Genomic DNA, 16,465 nt, shown 5'->3' on the forward strand with positions numbered 1-16,465 from the left:
CCGGACCACCGGCAGCGCGATGCGGTTGTCGGCAAGGGCGAGCGCGCGACACTGCGCTTCGGAAAGACCGGTCAGCTCGATGACCGGCGCCTCGAGGAGACCGAGCTTTCGCGCGGCCAGGTATCGGCCTTCGCCCGCGATGATCGTGCCATCGCTGTCGACGAGCAGCGGGTACCGTCAAGTTAACGAATTGGAGCGGCCGAGGGGTAGACGACCGGCATGCCGACCGCCCGGGACCCTCTTTATCGCCGCCATCGCTTCCCACCGGAAGTGATCAGCTATGCCGTTTGGTTGTATTTCCGGTTTCCCAGCGGCTCATGAAGAAGCTCTTGAAATCCGCCGGCACGCCGCCGCGCGTGATGATCACGGACAAGCGTTCGCACGGCGCTGCGAGGGCGAAGATGGGCTTTTTCGTCGAACATCGCCAGCACAGAGCTCTCAACAATCGGGCTGAGAATTCTCATCAGCCGACGCGGCAACGCGGCGGATCATGAAGCGTTTCAAATCGTCCCGTCAGGCTCAACGGTTTCTGTCACTTCACGTTCCAGGCATCGTAAGTGGATCCGTAATCCCCGGGAAATTGACGAAACCTCAGACTCTCTCCTCAGCAGAGGTGTATCCGCGCCTGCGCTTGGCGCGCTCCAGCCGTCCGAATGCTTCGCCCGCTTCAGCGCTGGCATCGAAAGTCTGCACCATCGTCTGGCCGGTCGTGCCGATCCGGCCCCAGTCGCGGATCAGCGAGACCCCGCCGAACAAGGTCGGTTGGATCGAAAGCAAGTAAAACCGCCGCATGTTGCGGGTGGTGTCGATGCGGCGAAGGTGAAGCGGCCCTAGCTTAAGGTTCGGCATGCATGGATTCTCGCTTCCTGTGGAAGCGAGGTCCAATGCTTTCTATGAATCGATCAGGGCCAAACGATTCATTCTCTCGCTACATCAATTGCACCAGGCGGGTGTCTTCGGACTGTGGCGATGATGTGGAGGCTCCACGGCCCGATTTGAACCCCACCGTCTCGCGGCAAAACCGAGACCGCAGTCTGAACTGATCGAGAAGCTCACTGAATCGCGCCGGAGCTCGGTCGAGCAATTGCGGACAAACGGGAAATCGAAGTCCGGACACGGGTGAATTATGGAATGACACCCGGGCACTTCTTTGCCGGTGCTGCTGCAGAGAATCAAGCGCGCGATGTGGTCGGACATCGCCGACCTGCGTCTGGCAGCCCGACCAACCTTATGGGGTGTTGAAGAAGCGCGCGGCCTCTTAAAGGCCGCATTCTCTGTGGTAGGGCAGTACTGAAAGCGCGTATGGCCGCGCAACCTGAGGCGAGAGGAGGATTCCGATGTTCGAGGCTAAAGACTATCGCGTGTGCTGCCATCACTTTGTCACCCCGACCGACCGCGCCGTCTACCCGGCGCAAGAGCCCTTACTAACCTACTCTGAGGCCCTCCGGCAGGTGCAGACCGAGCAGGCCAAGGGCTACATGGTGGCCTGGGTCATCGATCGCACCGGAGCAGGCGCCACCAATGAGATTGGTGGTTCGAACGCATCGGTTCGACGTTGATCGTAAGCGCAGCTCTGGCCCTTGGATTGGCGCTTGACGTCTGTTTTGATTACGGTGTGAGCCGGCACGGCTTCCACTTTTCCGACAACGTTGACGCTGGCCTCAAGCGCCTGCCTGTCGTCGAACCACTTTTTAGAGCTTGATCACATGATCGCAGCCGCGCCGAAGATCGAAGAGGCTGCAATGCCGTTTCCACGCCGAGTCACAAGCAGAAGAAACTCAACCAGGACTCGCGCTGGTCAGCGTCATCAGAAACTGTGCACGCTCGACAGGACGATCGAGCCAGTGCGTCGAGGTCTATTCCTGCATAGGAGGACGCGGCGAGGCGGCGGGAAAGTTGGAAGGTTGGGATCCAGCAAGGTCCCGATTCGCGCGCTGTACCTCGGCGGTCCCAAACACGAGGACGCAGAGAGGTCTGTTTTGGGCGCGGGATTTTGGCTGGGACACGAGCCCGTCAGAGCGTTGCCGCCGCCGCTCTGGATTGGTCGGGAAACCTTCCGATCGTGCGAGACTCTTATCTAACCTCACTTGTGATCCGCTCCCCTCGAGACTTTTGGAAGATATCCCAACTGCCGTTCCAGAGCAGCTAAGGTTCGACGGGCCGAATCCAATCTCGCAGTCGCCTCGACCAGGTCGGCCCATGTTTTATCCGACCGTGCAACCGCCGTGGAGCCGGTCTCAAACAGGTTGTTGTTGAGATGCGGGGCCGCTTCGCCTCGCAGGGCACGCTCCAAATCGAGCAGGGTGCTCGTCAGCGCTCGATGCGCGCACGCGTCCTCTCGTTCCAGGTTTTCCGCCACGTCGAGCGCCGCACGATAGTGTCGTATAGTTTCCATTCATTCGCGCAGCCCCCCGAGCCACAGCTGTAGCAGCGGCATTGGAGGCGGGCAATTGTGCATCATTCTCCTTGAGCTTCAGCGCCAACTCCACCAGACGGCGGAATCGCCAGTTTGCGGCCATCTCGAGGCACCCAGGCAGACTTGACTTACAATGCAGATGCATTACATTGGGATGTCGTGACGACGCAAGGAGCCGCTATGGCCAAGACCGCCGAAATCCTCGAGATCCCCGCGACCATCACAGACCGCGGCCAGACGACCGTGCCCGCCGCCATCCGCAAAATGCTGGCCCTGGGAAAGCGCGACCAGGTCGTGTTTCGGGGGCTCGCTGACGGCACCGTTGTGATCGCGAAGAAGCAGTTGAGCGCCGACCACGGCGATCCGGTGATCGGCACGTTCCTCGCGTTCCTGGCCCGCGACATGGGGAGCGAGCCAGCCCGGATCCGGCCGGTGCCGAAGTCGCTGGTCGCGCGCGGCAAGGGCTTGGTCAAGGGTGTTAAGGTCGATCTCGACGCGGCGCTGCCGGAAGACGATACGTGAGCGACGACACCTTCGGGGTTAACGGTTGGACGGTCTACGCCCATCCGCTATTTCTCGACCAGTTCGAGACTATGATCGCGGCGGTCGAGAAGGCGCGCAAGAAGGATCCGAAGGGATACAAGAAGAAGCGCGCCGCGAAGCTCCTGTCGGCTGTCTTGAAGGTGGCGTTCGACGACATTCCGAGTGACCCAACGCGTGACGTCTATCGGCAGGGCGGCACTCTCGGCGACGAGTACAAGCACTGGTTCCGCGCGAAATTGCTGCAGCAGTTCCGCCTGTTCTTCCGCTATCAGCAATCGGCGGACGCCAAGATCATCGTTCTCGCCTGGGTGAACGACGACTCGACGCTGCGCGCCTACGAGAGCGCGAACGACGCCTACGCCGTGTTCAGGAAGATGCTGGACCGCGGAAACCCGCCGGACTCGTGGAACGAACTCGTAGCGGCGGCCTCGACTGGCGAATCCAAGACGCGTCTATCGCGCTCGACGCGCGGGAGATGACCCCAGCTGGCCTCGTTCGGCCGCGACCGCCCGCTGATCCGGCCCGCGCCGCCGGCACCGGTCTGCAGCGAGAGACACGATTCGGCCAGGAAGAGTCCGTGAAATGCCCACCATCCAGCTGTCGGCTACGCCCAAAGGCAGCGGCGAATGCGCCGACTGTCCGGCGACATCATCATCAGCATTCCACCTGTTAAGCCGTGTAGACGGAGGCGACATTTCAGCCCTCAGATGCGGGTGAACCGGTTCGTGTTCCTCAACCTTCCAATACTTCAGCCTCGATCCCCTTTACCTGCGGGCATCAATGCACCTCCGACCTGCCCGCGGGTTCCCGTATCCGCCCGTACAATGGAAGGTTTTGGATGTCGGCAAGCAGCGGCGCGGCCGCGTCCTTGGCCGAGAGCGACGGCTTTTTGATACCCCAGTTTATACCGATCACCGGGTCGTCCCAGCGGATCGAAACCTCGTTCTCCGGATTATAGAAATCATCGCATTTGTAGAAAAAGTCCGCGGTCTCTGAGAGCACACAACGAAACCGTGCGCGAATCCGCGCGGAACCCATAGTTGCCGCCGGTTATGCTCGCTTAATTCGACGGCAACGTAGCGTCCGAAATTCGGGCTCCGGACGCGGACGTCGACCGCGACGTCGAGCACCTTGCCCCTCATTGATGGATGTCCAGACAATCGGACTCGCGGCGCACTAAGCGGAGTTGAGTGAACGCTAGTGAGGCTCGCGACAATTAACTACAGTCGCCTTAAGATCGTGGAGCATGCCCGTGATCCCGTCGATGAGCTCGTCGATTTGATCCTTGTTGACGATCAGAGGTGGGCATATCGACAATGCATCGTCTACATTCCGCACGATGATCCCTCGCTCGTGCAGCAACCGGCTCGCAATGCTGCCAACATCGCCCGGAGTAGTAGCGGCGACTTTCCGTTTCTTGTCCAGCACCAGCTCGATTGCCGCAATAAGGCCAACGCCACGGACCTCCCCAACGAGTGGATGGTCAACGAGCGTGCGCAGCCGTTCCTGCATGTAGGCCCCGATGCGGCCAACGTTCGCAATCAGACCCCGCTCCTCGATGAGTTTGAGGTTTTCGAGCGCTACGGCGGCTCCGACCGGGTGACCACCGCCCGTGAAGCCATGAGCCAGCAGTCCAACCTTATTGCTCTCGTCCGCGATTGGTTCGAACATGTAGTCATTCATTATGATCGCAGATAACGGAAAATAACTGGACGTGAGCTGCTTCGACACCACGATTACATCGGGCGCGATGTTGTAGGTTTCGCAACCGAACATTTTTCCTGTCCGGCCAAAGCCGCAAATCACCTCATCAGCGACCAAAAGGATGCTATGCTTTTTTAGCACACTTTGAATTTTGTCCCAGTAAGTCGGCGGCGGAACGATGACGCCGCCCGCGCCCATGACAGGCTCACCGAAGAATGCTGCAATGGTATCGGCACCTTCGCGCTGAATCAGCGACTCGAGCTCCTCGGCCCGACGCGTTGCAAAGGTCTCCTCCGATTCGCCCGCACGGCTGTCTTTGTAGAAATGGGGGGAGCCCGTGTGCATAATGTTGGGGAGCGGCAGATCGAAAGAGCGGTGGTTGTCTGGAAATCCGGTCAGGCTTGCCGCACCGATCGTGACGCCGTGATAGCCGCGCAACCGGCTGATGACCTTCTTGCGCTGAGGCTGGCCCACTGCATTCGATCGATAGGCGATCAGCTTCAACACCGTATCGTTCGCTTCCGAGCCGGAATTTGTGAAGAACACCTTACTCATTGGCACCGGAGACATCTTCACCAGCTTCTCGGCAAGCGCGATGGAAGGCCCATTCGATCGTGATGCGAAGGTATGATAGAATGGCAGGATTTGCATCTGGCGATGCGCGGCTTCGATAAGCCGCTTTTCGCTGAAGCCAAGACCCGCACTCCAGAGACCGGCCATCGCATCGAGGTAGCGTTTTCCTGCCGTGTCGAAGACGTAGGGGCCCTCGCCGCGTTCAATTATGAGCGGCCCGGCCCGTTGGTGCGACCGCGCGTTGGTATAGGCGTGAAGCTGATAGGCCACATCTCGGGCCTGTTGAGAACTGGGCAGCATGGTCGGCGTCACATCATCGGTTCAGAATTGGATAGGGACCGGAGCATCATGTGGGGAAGCGCCGGTCCGTTTACGGCTTCTCTGGGCCTTGCGATAGTCGTCGTTGACGATCGCTTTAAAGGGATTCGCTTTTGCCTATGCCTGATTCGAGCCCACCACGTTCAGGCCGTCCGCTCCGCTGAAGGCCAGCGTGTCATGTGTGTTTAGCACGTTATCCCAGCTGCTGCCGCGCGTCGTCACGGACTGGTTGGGCTCCGAGCCAACACGCGTGATGAGTAACACTGTAAGCAACAACCCGCTCTGATTGACCAGTTTCTTGTGGGCCATCAGTGATCTCCTTGATCTGGTCGGTGTCCCGGCTTTGCGCGGTGATCTGCGACCGAGTTTCCCCCAGAATACCTTAACTCGTTGAGTTGGTCGCCTGCCAAAGCTTGTAGGCTCACTCCCAACCGGCACCGTCAAGTTAACGAATAGGGGCGGCCGATGGGGTAGACGACCGGCATGCCGACCGCCCGGGCCCCTCTTTATCGCCGCCATCGCTTCCCACCGGAAGTGATCAGCTATGCCGTTTGGTTGTATTTCCGGTTTCCCTTAAGCTTGCGCATGGTCGAGGAAATGCTGGCGGCGCGTGGCATTGGCGTGACCTATGAAACCGTGCGCCAGTGGGGACGGAAATTCGGCAAGCCGTTCTCCGATCGGATCCGCCAGCGCGCTCCCGCCCGCGGTGACAAATGGCATCTGGACGAGGTCGTTATCTCGATCGCGGGCGAACAACATTGGCTCTGGCGCGCTGTCGACCAGAATGGCTTCGTTCTCGACGTCTTGATCCAGCGCCGAAGAGACTCGCGCGCTGCGCAGCTTCTCATGAAGAAGCTCTTGAAATCCGCCGGCACGCCGCCGCGCGTTATGATCACGGATAAGCTGCGTTCGTACGGCGCTGCGAGGGCGAAGATGGGCTTACACGTCGAACATCGCCAGCACAAAGCTCTCAACAATCGGGCCGAGAATTCTCATCAGCCGACGCGGCGACGCGAGCGGATCATGACGCGATCGTCCCATCAGGCTCAACGGTTTCTGTCCGTTCACGATCAGGTCGCGAACCTTTTCCACATCCCCTATCCCGGTAGCCGCCACCGCCGACTTCCGTCGTGCTTCGCGCGAGCGAGCCTTTGCGACTTGGCGCGAGATCTCCATGACAAGCGCTATCGCCGATTCTCGACCTCTGAGAATCGCCTCCTTCGGCTCGGCGGTCGATTAAGTTGACGATGCCCTGCGTCGAGCCGGCGGCGGGCGCCGATCTCGGTCTGCTGGGCGATTGCCTGCTCACGCGTCAGGCGGGCCATCTCGACCGTCGAGACGCTGCCCGATTTGATCAGGGACGAGGCCCGCTCCACAGCGGCCGCCGCCTCTTCCCGTCGCGCGGCCGCGGCCTCGATCGCCGACTGGATTTCGGCGATGCGCGCCTCGAGCTGAAGGATGCGGCCATCGCGGAACTGGCCCGCCTGGCGGGCGAGGTCCTGTTGCGCGGTCTCGGCGGCTGCCAGCTTAGCGGCAAGGCTCGGGCGCTCGTTCTCCTGCCGCGACATCTGCCGCCGAAGATCGTCGAGCCGCACGCGATCGCCACGCGCGTTGACGACATGAAGGATCGCGTCGCCCTCATGGACCACGCTGAGTTGCGTCGAGCCTTGCGGCGGCTTCGCGCTCACGGTGCCGTCGATCGGCGAGCGCAACGTCACGATCCTGGCATTGACCACGGCCTCGACGCTCGAGGTCTGCAGCACGGCCTTCAGCGGCAACCATCCGAAGACGGCCACGATCGCAAGACCAATGCCGACCTTGAGCAGGCGGCGAACCCACCGGCCCGAGCCTGCAGGTGCTTCGGGATGGGGAGCACTATCGCTGACGGGCTCGCTCACCGGCTCGTCGTGCGCCGGCTGCAACCGATCCTGCAAATCGCGCTGCAATCCGCATGCGCCCGCGTCCTTATCCTTGGTGACGGAAACTTTGTCTTCAGGAGAGGGCTTCTGCTGCTGTGCCTGATTCATTGACCGGCCCCTGAATTGTCAGTGCGGGCGGGGTTCAGAAACCGTAATCCTGAACGGCCAATGTGCTTTTGGGGTGCCCCTTCGACATGGGAGCACCGTCCCACCGAACGGGGCCGTTATACGCTGGCCCATTGATGGCCACTGATACTATCTCGCTTGGATTTCTGAGGCCCAACCCTATGGTTGCACACAACCTAGACGGTTGCAACAGTCATTTTCTACTCGGAATGCGACGAAACCGCGCGCGCTCGTAAAGCGGTTGCAAGGCTCGACGCTGACGGAAGACACGATGAATCGGCGTGGGATCCGGACGCCGATCGGCGTCCCAAGTGCTTGATTGACTTCGCGCGTGCGGGGGTCAATTCAGCGTCGATTCACAAACAGGCAGAGCGTTTGTCGTCTCCCTCACACCTGTGAGCGTGCCGCGCACGATACCACTTGCAGCGGCCGTTCTCGATTATCAGAAGCACCGAGTGAAGAAGCTCAAGAAGCCGGGCCGGAGGTAGCATAGAAATGGCGCACGCGATTATCCGTGGAAAGAATGGTCGCCCGGGGATGTCCCGATCGGTGTTGAACTACGTCGGGCCGACGTTGCCGGAATGAATTTTACGCGGCCCTCGAGCCGTGGGCAACGGGCTTGATCGTCATGCGATCGTGATGAGCGTGAAGGGCCGCACGCAGAACCGACAATTGCTTATGCGCCTTCAATCGTCGGAAGCCCTTGTTGGCCTCGATCATGCCGGCCGCGACCCATCGCAACGCCATACCGGCATCCCGCCAGCGTTTGACGTTGCGCGTGACGCGGCGAATGGTGCCCATCATGTTCTCGGCGATGTTGGTGCAGGCGAGCGATCGACGAAGCTCCTTCGGCAGCGTCAACCGGACGACAGTCAGGATTTCGTCGAGGCCTTCGAGGATGCTGGCCGCTACGCCGGGCCATTGCTGGTCGAGTCGACCCGCGAGATTGCGGATCAATTTTTCAGCCTTGTCGGCGTCATCGAGCTCCCAGGCCTGGCGCAGCACCCGACGGGTGGCCGCTCACGCTGGTGGCGATCGCCTACGCCTTCATCCTGCACCTGGCGGCGAAAACATCGCCTATGGCGGGCTGGCACTGGCCTGGAGCCTGTACAATTGCGTCGTGCTCGCGATCGTGCGCTTCATCTGCATCGAGCAGCCGCGGCGCCGCAAGGCCGAGCGTTTCGAACGCGACGAGCCGATCCTGGTTCACGAAGGCGCCGAGCCGCGGCTGGTGCGGATGGCCGACATCTCGATTTCGGGCGCGCGCTTCATCGATCCCGCCCCGCCGGCAATCGGCGCCTCGATCAAGTGCAATGTCTATGGCCAGAACGTGAGCGCGACCGTTGTCCGCCGCACCCGCGACGGCTTCGGCGTCCGTTTCGAGGACGCGGTTGCGACGCGGATCAATGTCGTCCGCGCATTCTATGCCGGCGAATATGTCCGCGCCTTCCGCAGCGTGCGCGCGGCGCCGGTCGGCAAGGCGTTGCTGATGCGGCTGTTCGGCTAGAGCGGTATGAATGAGGTGGGCCTGGAGCAGTCCCATCCGTCGTCATTCGCAATTGCGCAGCTTAGTGCCGGTCGTGCTGACAGTACTCGCCTTGCTCGTGTGACCGCCCGAAACCACGGTGGGCGCGATGACGGTCCAAGAGTTGGTGACCATACTGCAAGCGCTTCCCGACCAAAACGCCCCTTCGAAAGCACCTTCGCTACCGTGCGCCACCGCACCATCCGATCCAAGGGTTGCCTGTCGAACAGGACTGCGCTTGCGATGGTCTTCAAACTGATCGATTATTCCCGCTGAAAGCCGCCGCTGCTCCCTAGCTCCCCGACGAACCGTCGATGCTTCTCCAACCATTCAGGTGAACGAGCTGCGATAGCTTGAACGCACACTTGAACGCATTCATCACAAATAGCAGCTGCTCCGTCAGGAGCGGCGACGATCGCAAGAACATGCTGCGCCTCCATTCTACAGAAAGAACAGATTACGTCCGAGGTCATAGTCGCTTCTCATTCCTGTGATGGGGACACAGAATAGTACTACCTGCAGGACCGAGTCGCAAGCTATCGCCGAATTTTGGTGACAGCCGGGGCCGGTCAGGCGGCGGCGGTTGTGGGCTGACGGTCGGTCGGCTTGGCGATGACCTCGATCCCGTCTTGAATGTCATGAGGGAGTCTCAATATAGACTATATCTACTCCCGATCTGTCAAGACACTCCGCCTTACACACGGCTTCTCTTGCTCAACCTTGAGCCGGAAAATACTTCCGGCTAAACCCCGTTCGATGACATCTAATCGTGTAGGCACAGATCTCACTCCGTTGAGAGCGACAGTATATCCCTGTTCCTGTAACAGTACGGCCGACCATTTTTGGTAGGTCCATCGGGCGCGTTTGCGTCATCACCGGGGTTATAGAGCGTCAGACCGACTTTCTAAAACAGAATTGTCAATCCTTTCCGGCGTGCAACACCAAGAACTGGTTATGGCCATCGAGACGGCGCCAGCTTTTCTGCGCGCCCTTGGCTGAGACTTTCTTGTTCGAAGCCGCTCTCCGTTTCAGTCAGCTTCCGGAGCGTGAAAAGCGGGCCCGGATAGTTCTGTTGGCAGCGGATGGGGAGGGTCGTCCTGCCCCGACAGACGCGACAGCACCCCCGCCCAGCCCGCCAGCACCGTCAGGAACAACGTCGTGCCATGCTGCCGGCTCAGCCGCTTCAAGTCCCGCATCGATGACAACAGGAACACTGGCCCCGGCAAACGACTGCTGGGCCGGCCGCGCACGGTCCGTCGGCAAGACAAGACGGGCCGTGCCTGACAGGGCGTTGCGCCAATACTTCGCCTGCTTCTGCAGCCGTTCCCCGACAGCCACTGCCGTTGCCAGGCGGCATAATCCGGATACTGGATCGCCAACGGCGGCAAAGGATCGTCCTGTCCAGCCTCGAACGCCCGGTAAAGCCGACTGAGTTCATGCACCAGCACGCCCAATCGACCGCCGTCCGAGACGATGTGATGCTGGGTCAGCAGGAAGACGTGTTCCTCATCCGACATCCGCACTAGCCCGTCCTATTCGTGAGAGTGCGGCATTTGGGCCCGATTGATGCGGCCGCACATCTTGTCTGACGAGGCGCACAGGATTGCCTTCGGCTTTTCACCGCCTGACGACCCGTACTTTGCAACGCGCTTGAGGTATAGGTTGGGCGAACGGGGGGCGGACGCCCCGCCGGTCAAGGACCGAGCGGCAGCAACGCGCCTGGCAAGCCGCGGATCAGGTCGGCTTCGGGACATGCCGCGGCAAACGCAAGGCGAATGCGGCTCGTGGTCTCGACCACACGGGCAGCGATTTTCAAGAGACGAAGACGCAGCGTCGCGAACTCGGCAGCGGCCAATTCCCGGACTTTGGGAATGGGCGTCGCGCACGGTCAGCATCAGCCAATAAGCGGCCGTATGGAGCACGAGACGGACCTGGTTGGCGAGCGCCGAACGACAGCTGGTGCGATCGGAGGCGAGCTGTGTCTTATGCAGCTTGATCAGATTCTCGGCTTGGCCGCGCGCGCAATACAGGCTGTCGTAGATCCACTCGGCCGAGCCGACATCGAGGCTGGTGACGACGAAACGGATGTCGAGGCCGAGCATCGTCGCCTCAATACGGGCGACGGTGCGGCGTTCGCGATCCCAGGACTTTGCCTTATGGCGCGTCTCGGTATAGCCACGCAGAACCGGCAGGGGTACCGTCAAGTTAACGAATTGGAGCGGCGGAGGGGGTAGACGAGCGGCATGCGGACTGCCAAGGACCCTCTTTACCGCCGCCATCGCTTCCCACCGGAAGTGATCAGCTATGCCGTTTGGTTGTATTTCCGGTTTCCCTTAAGCTTGCGCATGGTCGAGGAAATGCTGGCGGCGCGTGGCATTGGCGTGACCTATGAAACCGTGCGCCAGTGGGGACGGGAAATTCGGCAAGCCGTTCTCCGATCGGATCCGCCAGCGCGCTCCCGCCCGCGGTGACAAATGGCATCTGGACGAGGTCGTTATCTCGATCGCGGGCGAACAACATTGGCTCTGGCGCGCTGTCGACCAGAATGGCTTCGTTCTCGACGTCTTGATCCAGCGTCGAAGAGACGCGCGCTGCGCAGCGGCTCATGAAGAAGCTCTTGAAATCCGCCGGCACGCCGCCGCGCGTTATGATCACGGATAAGCTGCGTTCGTACGGCGCTGCGAGGGCGAAGATGGGCTTACACGTCGAACATCGCCAGCACAAAGCTCTCAACAATCGGGCCGAGAATTCTCATCAGCCGACGCGGCGACGCGAGCGGATCATGACGCGATCGTCCCATCAGGCTCAACGGTTTCTGTCCGTTCACGATCAGGTCGCGAACCTTTTCCACATCCCCTATCCCGGTAGCCGCCACCGCCGACTTCCGTCGTGCTTCGCGCGAGCGAGCCTTTGCGACTTGGCGCGAGATCTCCATGACAAGCGCTATCGCCGACTCTCGACCTATGAGAATCGCCTCCTTCGGCTCGGCGGTCGATTAAGTTGACGATGCCGTGCCAGGACACACCGTGATCAAACAGACGTCAAGCGCCAATTAAAGCGCCGCAGAGCTGCGCTTACGATCAGCGTCGAACCGATGAGTTTGAATCACCAATGTCATCTGGTGGCGCCTGCATCGGCGCGATCGATGACCCAGGCCACCATGTAGCCCTTGGCCTGCTCAGCCTCCACGTGCATCGGCGATCTGTTCTTCTTGCCCGGCGGAATCCTGGATATCCGAGTGCTCGAGCATGCCCTTGCCCATGTCATGGATAGGCACGAAGGCCTCAGACTCCGCGTTGCCCGAACCGACGATGGTCTACGTCTGACAATCGGACCTTCCGTGGCCGAACGCCTCGTGGAGGAGATCGATCTTGTCGGAATGACCGGCCTAGAATGCCGGCCTTACCGCAAGAACGACCAGGCGTTTGTCGAACAGAAGAACGGAGCCGTGGTCCGAGAGATGGTCGGTTACATTCACGCGCGTATGGTAGTTTTCAATGCGCCTTTTTCTTACAACCTTACGACCTTAGATTTGAAGATCGCTCTCGCGAGTTTTGGCCTGCATCTCTTTGAGCCGTGTCAACTCCGTTTCGCAAGGCTGGGCTGTCTCGGTCAGCTCAGCGCTTCCATGCTTGACAGCCCGTACGTCTTAAGGGCCCCTCCAGCTTTGCTCCGACAAAGCGACGCGAGCGCCAAAGCGGGACCCAATCGCCTCTTTCAATTGGCATTGCCGGAATGCCGGCTATCCTGTAAACGGGCCGCGCACCGTTGCCGGCCGTCTTTGAGCGGTCGCCCGCAGCGGGGCCTGTAGCTCAATGGTTAGAGCCGGCCGCTCATAACGGTCTGGTTGCAGGTTCGAGTCCTGCCGGGCCCACCAGTGAGTTCAAATATATATGTGCGGACACTTTGAAAACGACTCGATTTCGTTTTCGAATCGACTCGATCTCAGAACTCCCTGATCAGCCTGCCGAATTTCTTCCCGATTTTTTCGCCAATTTTGGGGTCCGAAAAAGTGAGGGGGTCTAATCAGCTTCGTCGCGTCTGCAACGCCTGCACCTCCCATCCAATCGCCATCGAGGACGACATGAAGCAGCCAGCATCGACGTTCGTGTTCCATGAACAGGAAGTCGCCGGCGTCGCGTTTCGCGCCATGGTCGAGACCGGACGCGTGGTGCTGCAGATGCAGAACTCGAGCGGTCGCGAGTCCAGTGTTGACCTCATCGCGAGGCATTCGCCCTGCCGTGTCTCTGCTACGCCGAAGATGGCTGGCAGCGTCGCGGCATGATTTCAGGCCCGCCGGGCTGGGCCGTCTGTCACGACACCGCGCGCGAGCCACGTATGTTTCTAGGATACCTTCACTCCGACGACGTGCGCCTTCTGAACCACGAATTCGGCCTCCATCGAAGGAACTTCCTTGGTCATCAACTTCAATTCAAGGATTCGATAGCTGGCCGGGCGCTGAAGCAGATCATGCTGCATGATCCGGTTCGCGCGGCCCTTTTCCGCAAGGCCGACGCGTCGCTGGATAACTGGGCCGAGCAAGTCGCTTCCGAAAAGCCGGCGTGCCCCACACGACTGGCGATCCAAAGACGCGAGCTTACTCGCTCGGGAAGCGTCCGAGGGAGGGTGTTTCCTCCCTTCGGCCATCACCTTATCCGTTGACCGTCGGCTACTTTTCTGACTCAATCAGGCCGTTTATGGACCGGTCTTAACAACCTCGGGGGCGGCATGGATTCGATCCTTCGCGTTCTGATGCCCTTCTTCGGGCCGAAGAACTATTCTGAGATGCTCTAGTACCCACTTTTCTTGGAACGTGAGTCGTGATTCAAGGTCGGGATGATACCCGAAGCAAGAGAAGTCCACCTTTCGAGGAAAGATCGCAAGGTGCTTGAGGCGTGCTGTCGCTCACCGGTGACGTTGCAGCGCGATTTGAAGCGGGCGCGGATAGTTCTGTTGGCGGCGGATGGGCGCAGCACCCGGTCGATCGCCAAGGAAGTTGGGGTCCAGCCGCGGATTGTCAGCCTTTGGCGGCATCGCTATGCCGACCATGGCCTTGAAGGGCTGCAAGACAAGCCGCGGCCTGGCAAGCAGCCGATCTATACGAAGACGACCGACAAGCGGATTCTGAAGCTGCTGGATAAGCCGCCACCGCAAGGGTTTGCGCGCTGGACCGGCCCCCTGCTGGCCGAGGCGCTGGGCGATGTCGATGTCCAATATGTCTGGCGGTTCCTGCGCAGCCACAAGATTGACCTGGTGGCTCGCAAGTCCTGGTGCGAGAGCAACGACCCGAACTTTACGGCCAAAGCCGCCGATGTTGTCGGCCTCTATGTCGCGCCGCCGGCGAAGGCCATTGTGCTGTGCGTGGACGAGAAGCCCTCGATCCAGGCTTTGGAGCGAGCGCAGGGTTATCTGAAGTTGCCCAATGGCCGCGCCTTGACCGGCCAAAGCCACGATTACAAGCGGCATGGCACCACAACATTGTTTGCGGCGCTCGAAGTCGCCACCGGAAAGATCATCGCGCCCCATTCAAAACGCCGGCGCCGCGTCGAGTTTCTCGATTTCATGAACAGCGTCACCGCGGCTTTTCCGAACCGCAAGCTTCACGTCATCCTCGACAACCTCAACACCCATAAAAAGAACGAGGACTGGCTCAAGGCCCACCCCAACGTGCAATTTCATTTCACGCCGACAAGTGCGTCATGGCTCAATCAGGTCGAAGTATGGTTTTCCATCTTGCAGGGGCAGTCGCTCAGCGGCACCTCCTTCACGAGCCTCAAGCAGCTTCAGGAACACATGAGCTATGGCGGAATCTGGGTGATGACGGTGTGAGGAAGGCGGCGTATCGAGGCGGGTGACGAGCCTGCCAGAACCTCTCGAGGAGAGCGATACGCCATGACCGAGACTACCAATGTTCTTGCTTTCCGTCAGCCGTCCGCGGTTGATGATCCACTGACCGATATCGTTCGTGCCGGCGCGCGGGACCTGCTTGCCAGGGCGATCGAGATCGAGGTTGGCGCGTTTCTGGCCAGCACGGCCAATCTGACGCTGCCCGACGGTCGAGCGCGCCTGGTCCGACATGGGCACGGTCCGGTGCGCGAGATTGCGACCGGCATCGGTCCGGTGGAGGTCGCTCGTCCCAAGGTCCGCGACCGCGGAGCGAGCGGGCCAGGCGACCGCCTCCGCTTCAGTTCGGCAATCCTGCCGCTATGGGCGCGGCGGACGAAGAGCCTGGATGCCTTGATCCCGGTCCTCTATTTGCGCGGCATCTCGACCGGCGACTTCCAGGAGGCGCTCTCGGCGCTGCTCGGCAAGGATGCGCCGAACCTGTCGCCTTCGGTGATCGCCGGCCTGAAGGCCGATTGGCAGGTCGAGTACGAACGCTGGCAGAGACGCGATCTGTCGGCGCGTCGCTATGTCTACATCTGGGCCGATGGCGTGTACCTGCAGGCCCGCATGGAAGATCACAGCGAATGCATGCTGGTGCTGATTGGCACCACGCCGGAAGGCAAGAAGGAGCTGATCGGCTTCCAGGTCGGCGTGCGCGAGAGCGCGCAGAGCTGGCGCGAACTCCTGATCGACCTGCGGCAACGCGGGTTACGGATTGCCCCGCAACTCGCCATCGGCGACGGCGCCCTCGGCTTCTGGAAGGCACTGGACGAGGCCTTTCCCGGCACGCGGCACCAACGATGCTGGTGCCATAAAGTGAGCAACGTACTCGACAAGGTCGCCAAATCCGTGCAGGGCCCCATGAAGAACGACCTGCGGAACATCTATCTGGCCCCACACCGGGCCGAAGCTGAAACCGCGATCGACGTCTTCGTCGAGAAATACCACGTCAAATACGGACGTGCGGTGGAGTGCCTGATCAAGGATCGCCATGCGCTGCTCGCCTTCTTCGACTTCCCTGCTGAGCACTGGATCCACCTACGCAGCTCGAACCCGATCGAGAGCGTCTTCGCCACGGTGCGCCACCGAACGGTGCGGACCAAGGGATCGCTGTCGCAACAAACTGCGAAGCTGATGGTGTTCAAGCTCATCGACGCCGCATCGAAGACCTGGCGGCGATTGAAGAGCACGAACCAGTTGCCGAAAGTCATCGCCGGTGTAAAGTTCATCGACGGAATCGAAGTCATTCCGAACACTGAAAGCCACGCCGCCTGATCAGGCCGCGTCACCCAAAATCAGCCATAGCTCGGAACACATCGATGCCTACGTCAACGCATACAACGACAGAGCCGAGCCCTTCGTCTGGACCAAAAAAAAAAGTTCCGTCAACGCCGTTTCAAAGGCCGCCGTATCACTCAGCTCTGATTCCGGGTACTAGCGCCGGCCGAACTCGAT

The 16,465-nt window shown here is 60.5% G+C and carries 14 protein-coding genes, 1 tRNA gene and 8 pseudogenes; 12 read left to right on the top strand and 11 right to left on the bottom strand.

The genetic code is table 11. The features are described 5' to 3' along the window. Positions 1-219: 219 nt before the first annotated feature. Positions 220-541: pseudogene (locus tag J4G43_RS05900) on the top strand (DDE-type integrase/transposase/recombinase); the annotation flags it as partial. 50 nt (positions 542-591) lie between these two features. Here J4G43_RS05900 and J4G43_RS05905 read toward each other — a convergent pair. Beyond that, entirely contained in the window at positions 592-849 is a 258-nt protein-coding gene (locus tag J4G43_RS05905; protein ID WP_011084508.1) for a WGR domain-containing protein, read from the bottom strand. A gap of 488 nt (positions 850-1,337) precedes the next feature. On the opposite strand from J4G43_RS05905, the gene J4G43_RS05910 reads away from it, so the two are divergent. Continuing rightward, on the top strand, positions 1,338-1,559 hold the full coding sequence (locus tag J4G43_RS05910; protein ID WP_014497999.1) for a hypothetical protein: 222 nt from the start codon (positions 1,338-1,340) through the stop codon (positions 1,557-1,559). Positions 1,560-2,083: 524 nt separating this feature from the next. On the opposite strand, the gene J4G43_RS05915 is transcribed toward J4G43_RS05910, so the two are convergent. Continuing rightward, the gene (locus tag J4G43_RS05915) at positions 2,084-2,359 is read right to left on the bottom strand and encodes a hypothetical protein (RefSeq protein WP_225004658.1); all 276 of its coding nucleotides are present in this window, start codon (positions 2,357-2,359) and stop codon (positions 2,084-2,086) included. Positions 2,360-2,596: 237 nt separating this feature from the next. On the opposite strand from J4G43_RS05915, the gene J4G43_RS05920 reads away from it, so the two are divergent. After that, positions 2,597-2,938: a type II toxin-antitoxin system PrlF family antitoxin gene (locus J4G43_RS05920; RefSeq protein WP_014498004.1), complete on the top strand. Its 342-nt coding sequence runs from the start codon at positions 2,597-2,599 to the stop codon at positions 2,936-2,938. Then, positions 2,935-3,438, top strand: coding sequence for a type II toxin-antitoxin system YhaV family toxin (locus tag J4G43_RS05925; RefSeq protein ID WP_011084500.1), 504 nt, complete (start codon positions 2,935-2,937; stop codon positions 3,436-3,438). Before J4G43_RS05920 ends, J4G43_RS05925 begins: the two co-directional genes overlap by 4 nt. A 298-nt stretch (positions 3,439-3,736) precedes the next feature. On the opposite strand, the pseudogene J4G43_RS05930 reads toward J4G43_RS05925, so the two are convergent. The 3 genes and pseudogenes from J4G43_RS05930 to J4G43_RS05940 all read right to left on the bottom strand — a co-directional run. Beyond that, a pseudogene (locus tag J4G43_RS05930) lies at positions 3,737-4,101 on the bottom strand (dTDP-4-dehydrorhamnose 3,5-epimerase family protein); the annotation flags it as partial. 55 nt (positions 4,102-4,156) lie between these two features. Next, a complete protein-coding gene (locus J4G43_RS05935; protein WP_208089251.1) occupies positions 4,157-5,536 on the bottom strand; it encodes an aspartate aminotransferase family protein in 1,380 nt (459 codons plus the stop codon). A 135-nt stretch (positions 5,537-5,671) separates the two neighbouring features. Continuing rightward, positions 5,672-5,863 carry a hypothetical protein gene (locus tag J4G43_RS05940; protein ID WP_038945794.1) on the bottom strand — a complete coding sequence of 64 codons (192 nt, stop codon included), beginning with the start codon at positions 5,861-5,863 and terminating at the stop codon, positions 5,672-5,674. A 174-nt stretch (positions 5,864-6,037) separates the two neighbouring features. Here J4G43_RS05940 and J4G43_RS05945 point away from each other — a divergent pair. After that, positions 6,038-6,794 (top strand): annotated as a pseudogene (locus tag J4G43_RS05945) (IS6 family transposase). Here J4G43_RS05945 and J4G43_RS05950 read toward each other — a convergent pair. Together J4G43_RS05950 and J4G43_RS05955 are read right to left on the bottom strand one after the other, a co-directional pair. Further along, entirely contained in the window at positions 6,739-7,581 is an 843-nt protein-coding gene (locus tag J4G43_RS05950; RefSeq protein WP_225004660.1) for a hypothetical protein, read from the bottom strand. The pseudogene J4G43_RS05945 and the gene J4G43_RS05950 sit on opposite strands and share 56 nt — an antisense overlap. Positions 7,582-8,187: 606 nt before the next feature. Continuing rightward, positions 8,188-8,619: pseudogene (locus J4G43_RS05955) on the bottom strand (transposase); the annotation flags it as partial. 112 nt (positions 8,620-8,731) lie between these two features. Here J4G43_RS05955 and J4G43_RS05960 point away from each other — a divergent pair. Beyond that, on the top strand, positions 8,732-9,106 hold the full coding sequence (locus J4G43_RS05960) for a PilZ domain-containing protein (RefSeq protein WP_225005669.1): 375 nt from the start codon (positions 8,732-8,734) through the stop codon (positions 9,104-9,106). A gap of 281 nt (positions 9,107-9,387) precedes the next feature. On the opposite strand, the gene J4G43_RS55855 is transcribed toward J4G43_RS05960, so the two are convergent. The 3 genes and pseudogenes from J4G43_RS55855 to J4G43_RS05970 all read right to left on the bottom strand — a co-directional run. Beyond that, entirely contained in the window at positions 9,388-9,597 is a 210-nt protein-coding gene (locus tag J4G43_RS55855) for a ClpX C4-type zinc finger protein (RefSeq protein WP_208084237.1), read from the bottom strand. A gap of 555 nt (positions 9,598-10,152) precedes the next feature. Further along, positions 10,153-10,641 (bottom strand): condensation domain-containing protein, encoded by a 489-nt coding sequence (locus J4G43_RS05965; RefSeq protein WP_208084238.1) that lies wholly within the window; start codon positions 10,639-10,641, stop codon positions 10,153-10,155. Between the two features lie 176 nt (positions 10,642-10,817). Then, positions 10,818-11,313 (bottom strand): annotated as a pseudogene (locus J4G43_RS05970) (transposase); the annotation flags it as partial. Between the two features lie 54 nt (positions 11,314-11,367). Here J4G43_RS05970 and J4G43_RS05975 point away from each other — a divergent pair. The 3 genes and pseudogenes from J4G43_RS05975 (at position 11,368) to J4G43_RS05985 (ending at position 13,409) form a co-directional block, all read left to right on the top strand. Further along, a pseudogene (locus J4G43_RS05975) lies at positions 11,368-12,123 on the top strand (IS6 family transposase). An 802-nt stretch (positions 12,124-12,925) separates the two neighbouring features. Further along, a tRNA-Ile gene (locus J4G43_RS05980) sits at positions 12,926-13,001 on the top strand. 207 nt (positions 13,002-13,208) lie between these two features. Then, positions 13,209-13,409: a hypothetical protein gene (locus tag J4G43_RS05985; RefSeq protein WP_035668701.1), complete on the top strand. Its 201-nt coding sequence runs from the start codon at positions 13,209-13,211 to the stop codon at positions 13,407-13,409. Between the two features lie 59 nt (positions 13,410-13,468). Here the strand turns inward: J4G43_RS05985 and J4G43_RS05990 are convergent, their stop codons facing one another. After that, positions 13,469-13,771, bottom strand: a complete 303-nt coding sequence (locus J4G43_RS05990; protein ID WP_162137044.1) for a hypothetical protein — start codon at positions 13,769-13,771, stop codon at positions 13,469-13,471. A 189-nt stretch (positions 13,772-13,960) separates the two neighbouring features. Here J4G43_RS05990 and J4G43_RS05995 point away from each other — a divergent pair. From J4G43_RS05995 to J4G43_RS06005, 3 genes and pseudogenes are all read left to right on the top strand, one after another. Then, positions 13,961-14,920 (top strand): annotated as a pseudogene (locus J4G43_RS05995) (IS630-like element ISRj1 family transposase); the annotation flags it as partial. Positions 14,921-15,016: 96 nt separating this feature from the next. Continuing rightward, on the top strand, positions 15,017-16,285 hold the full coding sequence (locus tag J4G43_RS06000; protein ID WP_038952271.1) for an IS256 family transposase: 1,269 nt from the start codon (positions 15,017-15,019) through the stop codon (positions 16,283-16,285). A gap of 34 nt (positions 16,286-16,319) precedes the next feature. Continuing rightward, positions 16,320-16,435, top strand: a pseudogene (locus tag J4G43_RS06005) (IS630 family transposase); the annotation flags it as partial. Positions 16,436-16,465 lie beyond the last annotated feature (30 nt).

Origin of the sequence: Bradyrhizobium barranii subsp. barranii (genome assembly GCF_017565645.3) — a bacterium.
Lineage (GTDB): Bacteria > Pseudomonadota > Alphaproteobacteria > Rhizobiales > Xanthobacteraceae > Bradyrhizobium > Bradyrhizobium barranii.

Coding starts and splice junctions, on each gene's coding strand:
- J4G43_RS05905 (WP_011084508.1), bottom strand. CDS start 849: ATGCCGAACCTTAAGCTAGGGCCGCTTCACCTTCGCCGCATCGACACC.
- J4G43_RS05910 (WP_014497999.1), top strand. CDS start 1,338: ATGTTCGAGGCTAAAGACTATCGCGTGTGCTGCCATCACTTTGTCACC.
- J4G43_RS05920 (WP_014498004.1), top strand. CDS start 2,597: ATGGCCAAGACCGCCGAAATCCTCGAGATCCCCGCGACCATCACAGAC.
- J4G43_RS05935 (WP_208089251.1), bottom strand. CDS start 5,536: ATGCTGCCCAGTTCTCAACAGGCCCGAGATGTGGCCTATCAGCTTCAC.
- J4G43_RS05940 (WP_038945794.1), bottom strand. CDS start 5,863: ATGGCCCACAAGAAACTGGTCAATCAGAGCGGGTTGTTGCTTACAGTG.
- J4G43_RS05950 (WP_225004660.1), bottom strand. CDS start 7,581: ATGAATCAGGCACAGCAGCAGAAGCCCTCTCCTGAAGACAAAGTTTCC.
- J4G43_RS55855 (WP_208084237.1), bottom strand. CDS start 9,597: ATGACCTCGGACGTAATCTGTTCTTTCTGTAGAATGGAGGCGCAGCAT.
- J4G43_RS05965 (WP_208084238.1), bottom strand. CDS start 10,641: ATGTCGGATGAGGAACACGTCTTCCTGCTGACCCAGCATCACATCGTC.
- J4G43_RS05985 (WP_035668701.1), top strand. CDS start 13,209: ATGAAGCAGCCAGCATCGACGTTCGTGTTCCATGAACAGGAAGTCGCC.
- J4G43_RS05990 (WP_162137044.1), bottom strand. CDS start 13,771: ATGGCCGAAGGGAGGAAACACCCTCCCTCGGACGCTTCCCGAGCGAGT.
- J4G43_RS06000 (WP_038952271.1), top strand. CDS start 15,017: ATGACCGAGACTACCAATGTTCTTGCTTTCCGTCAGCCGTCCGCGGTT.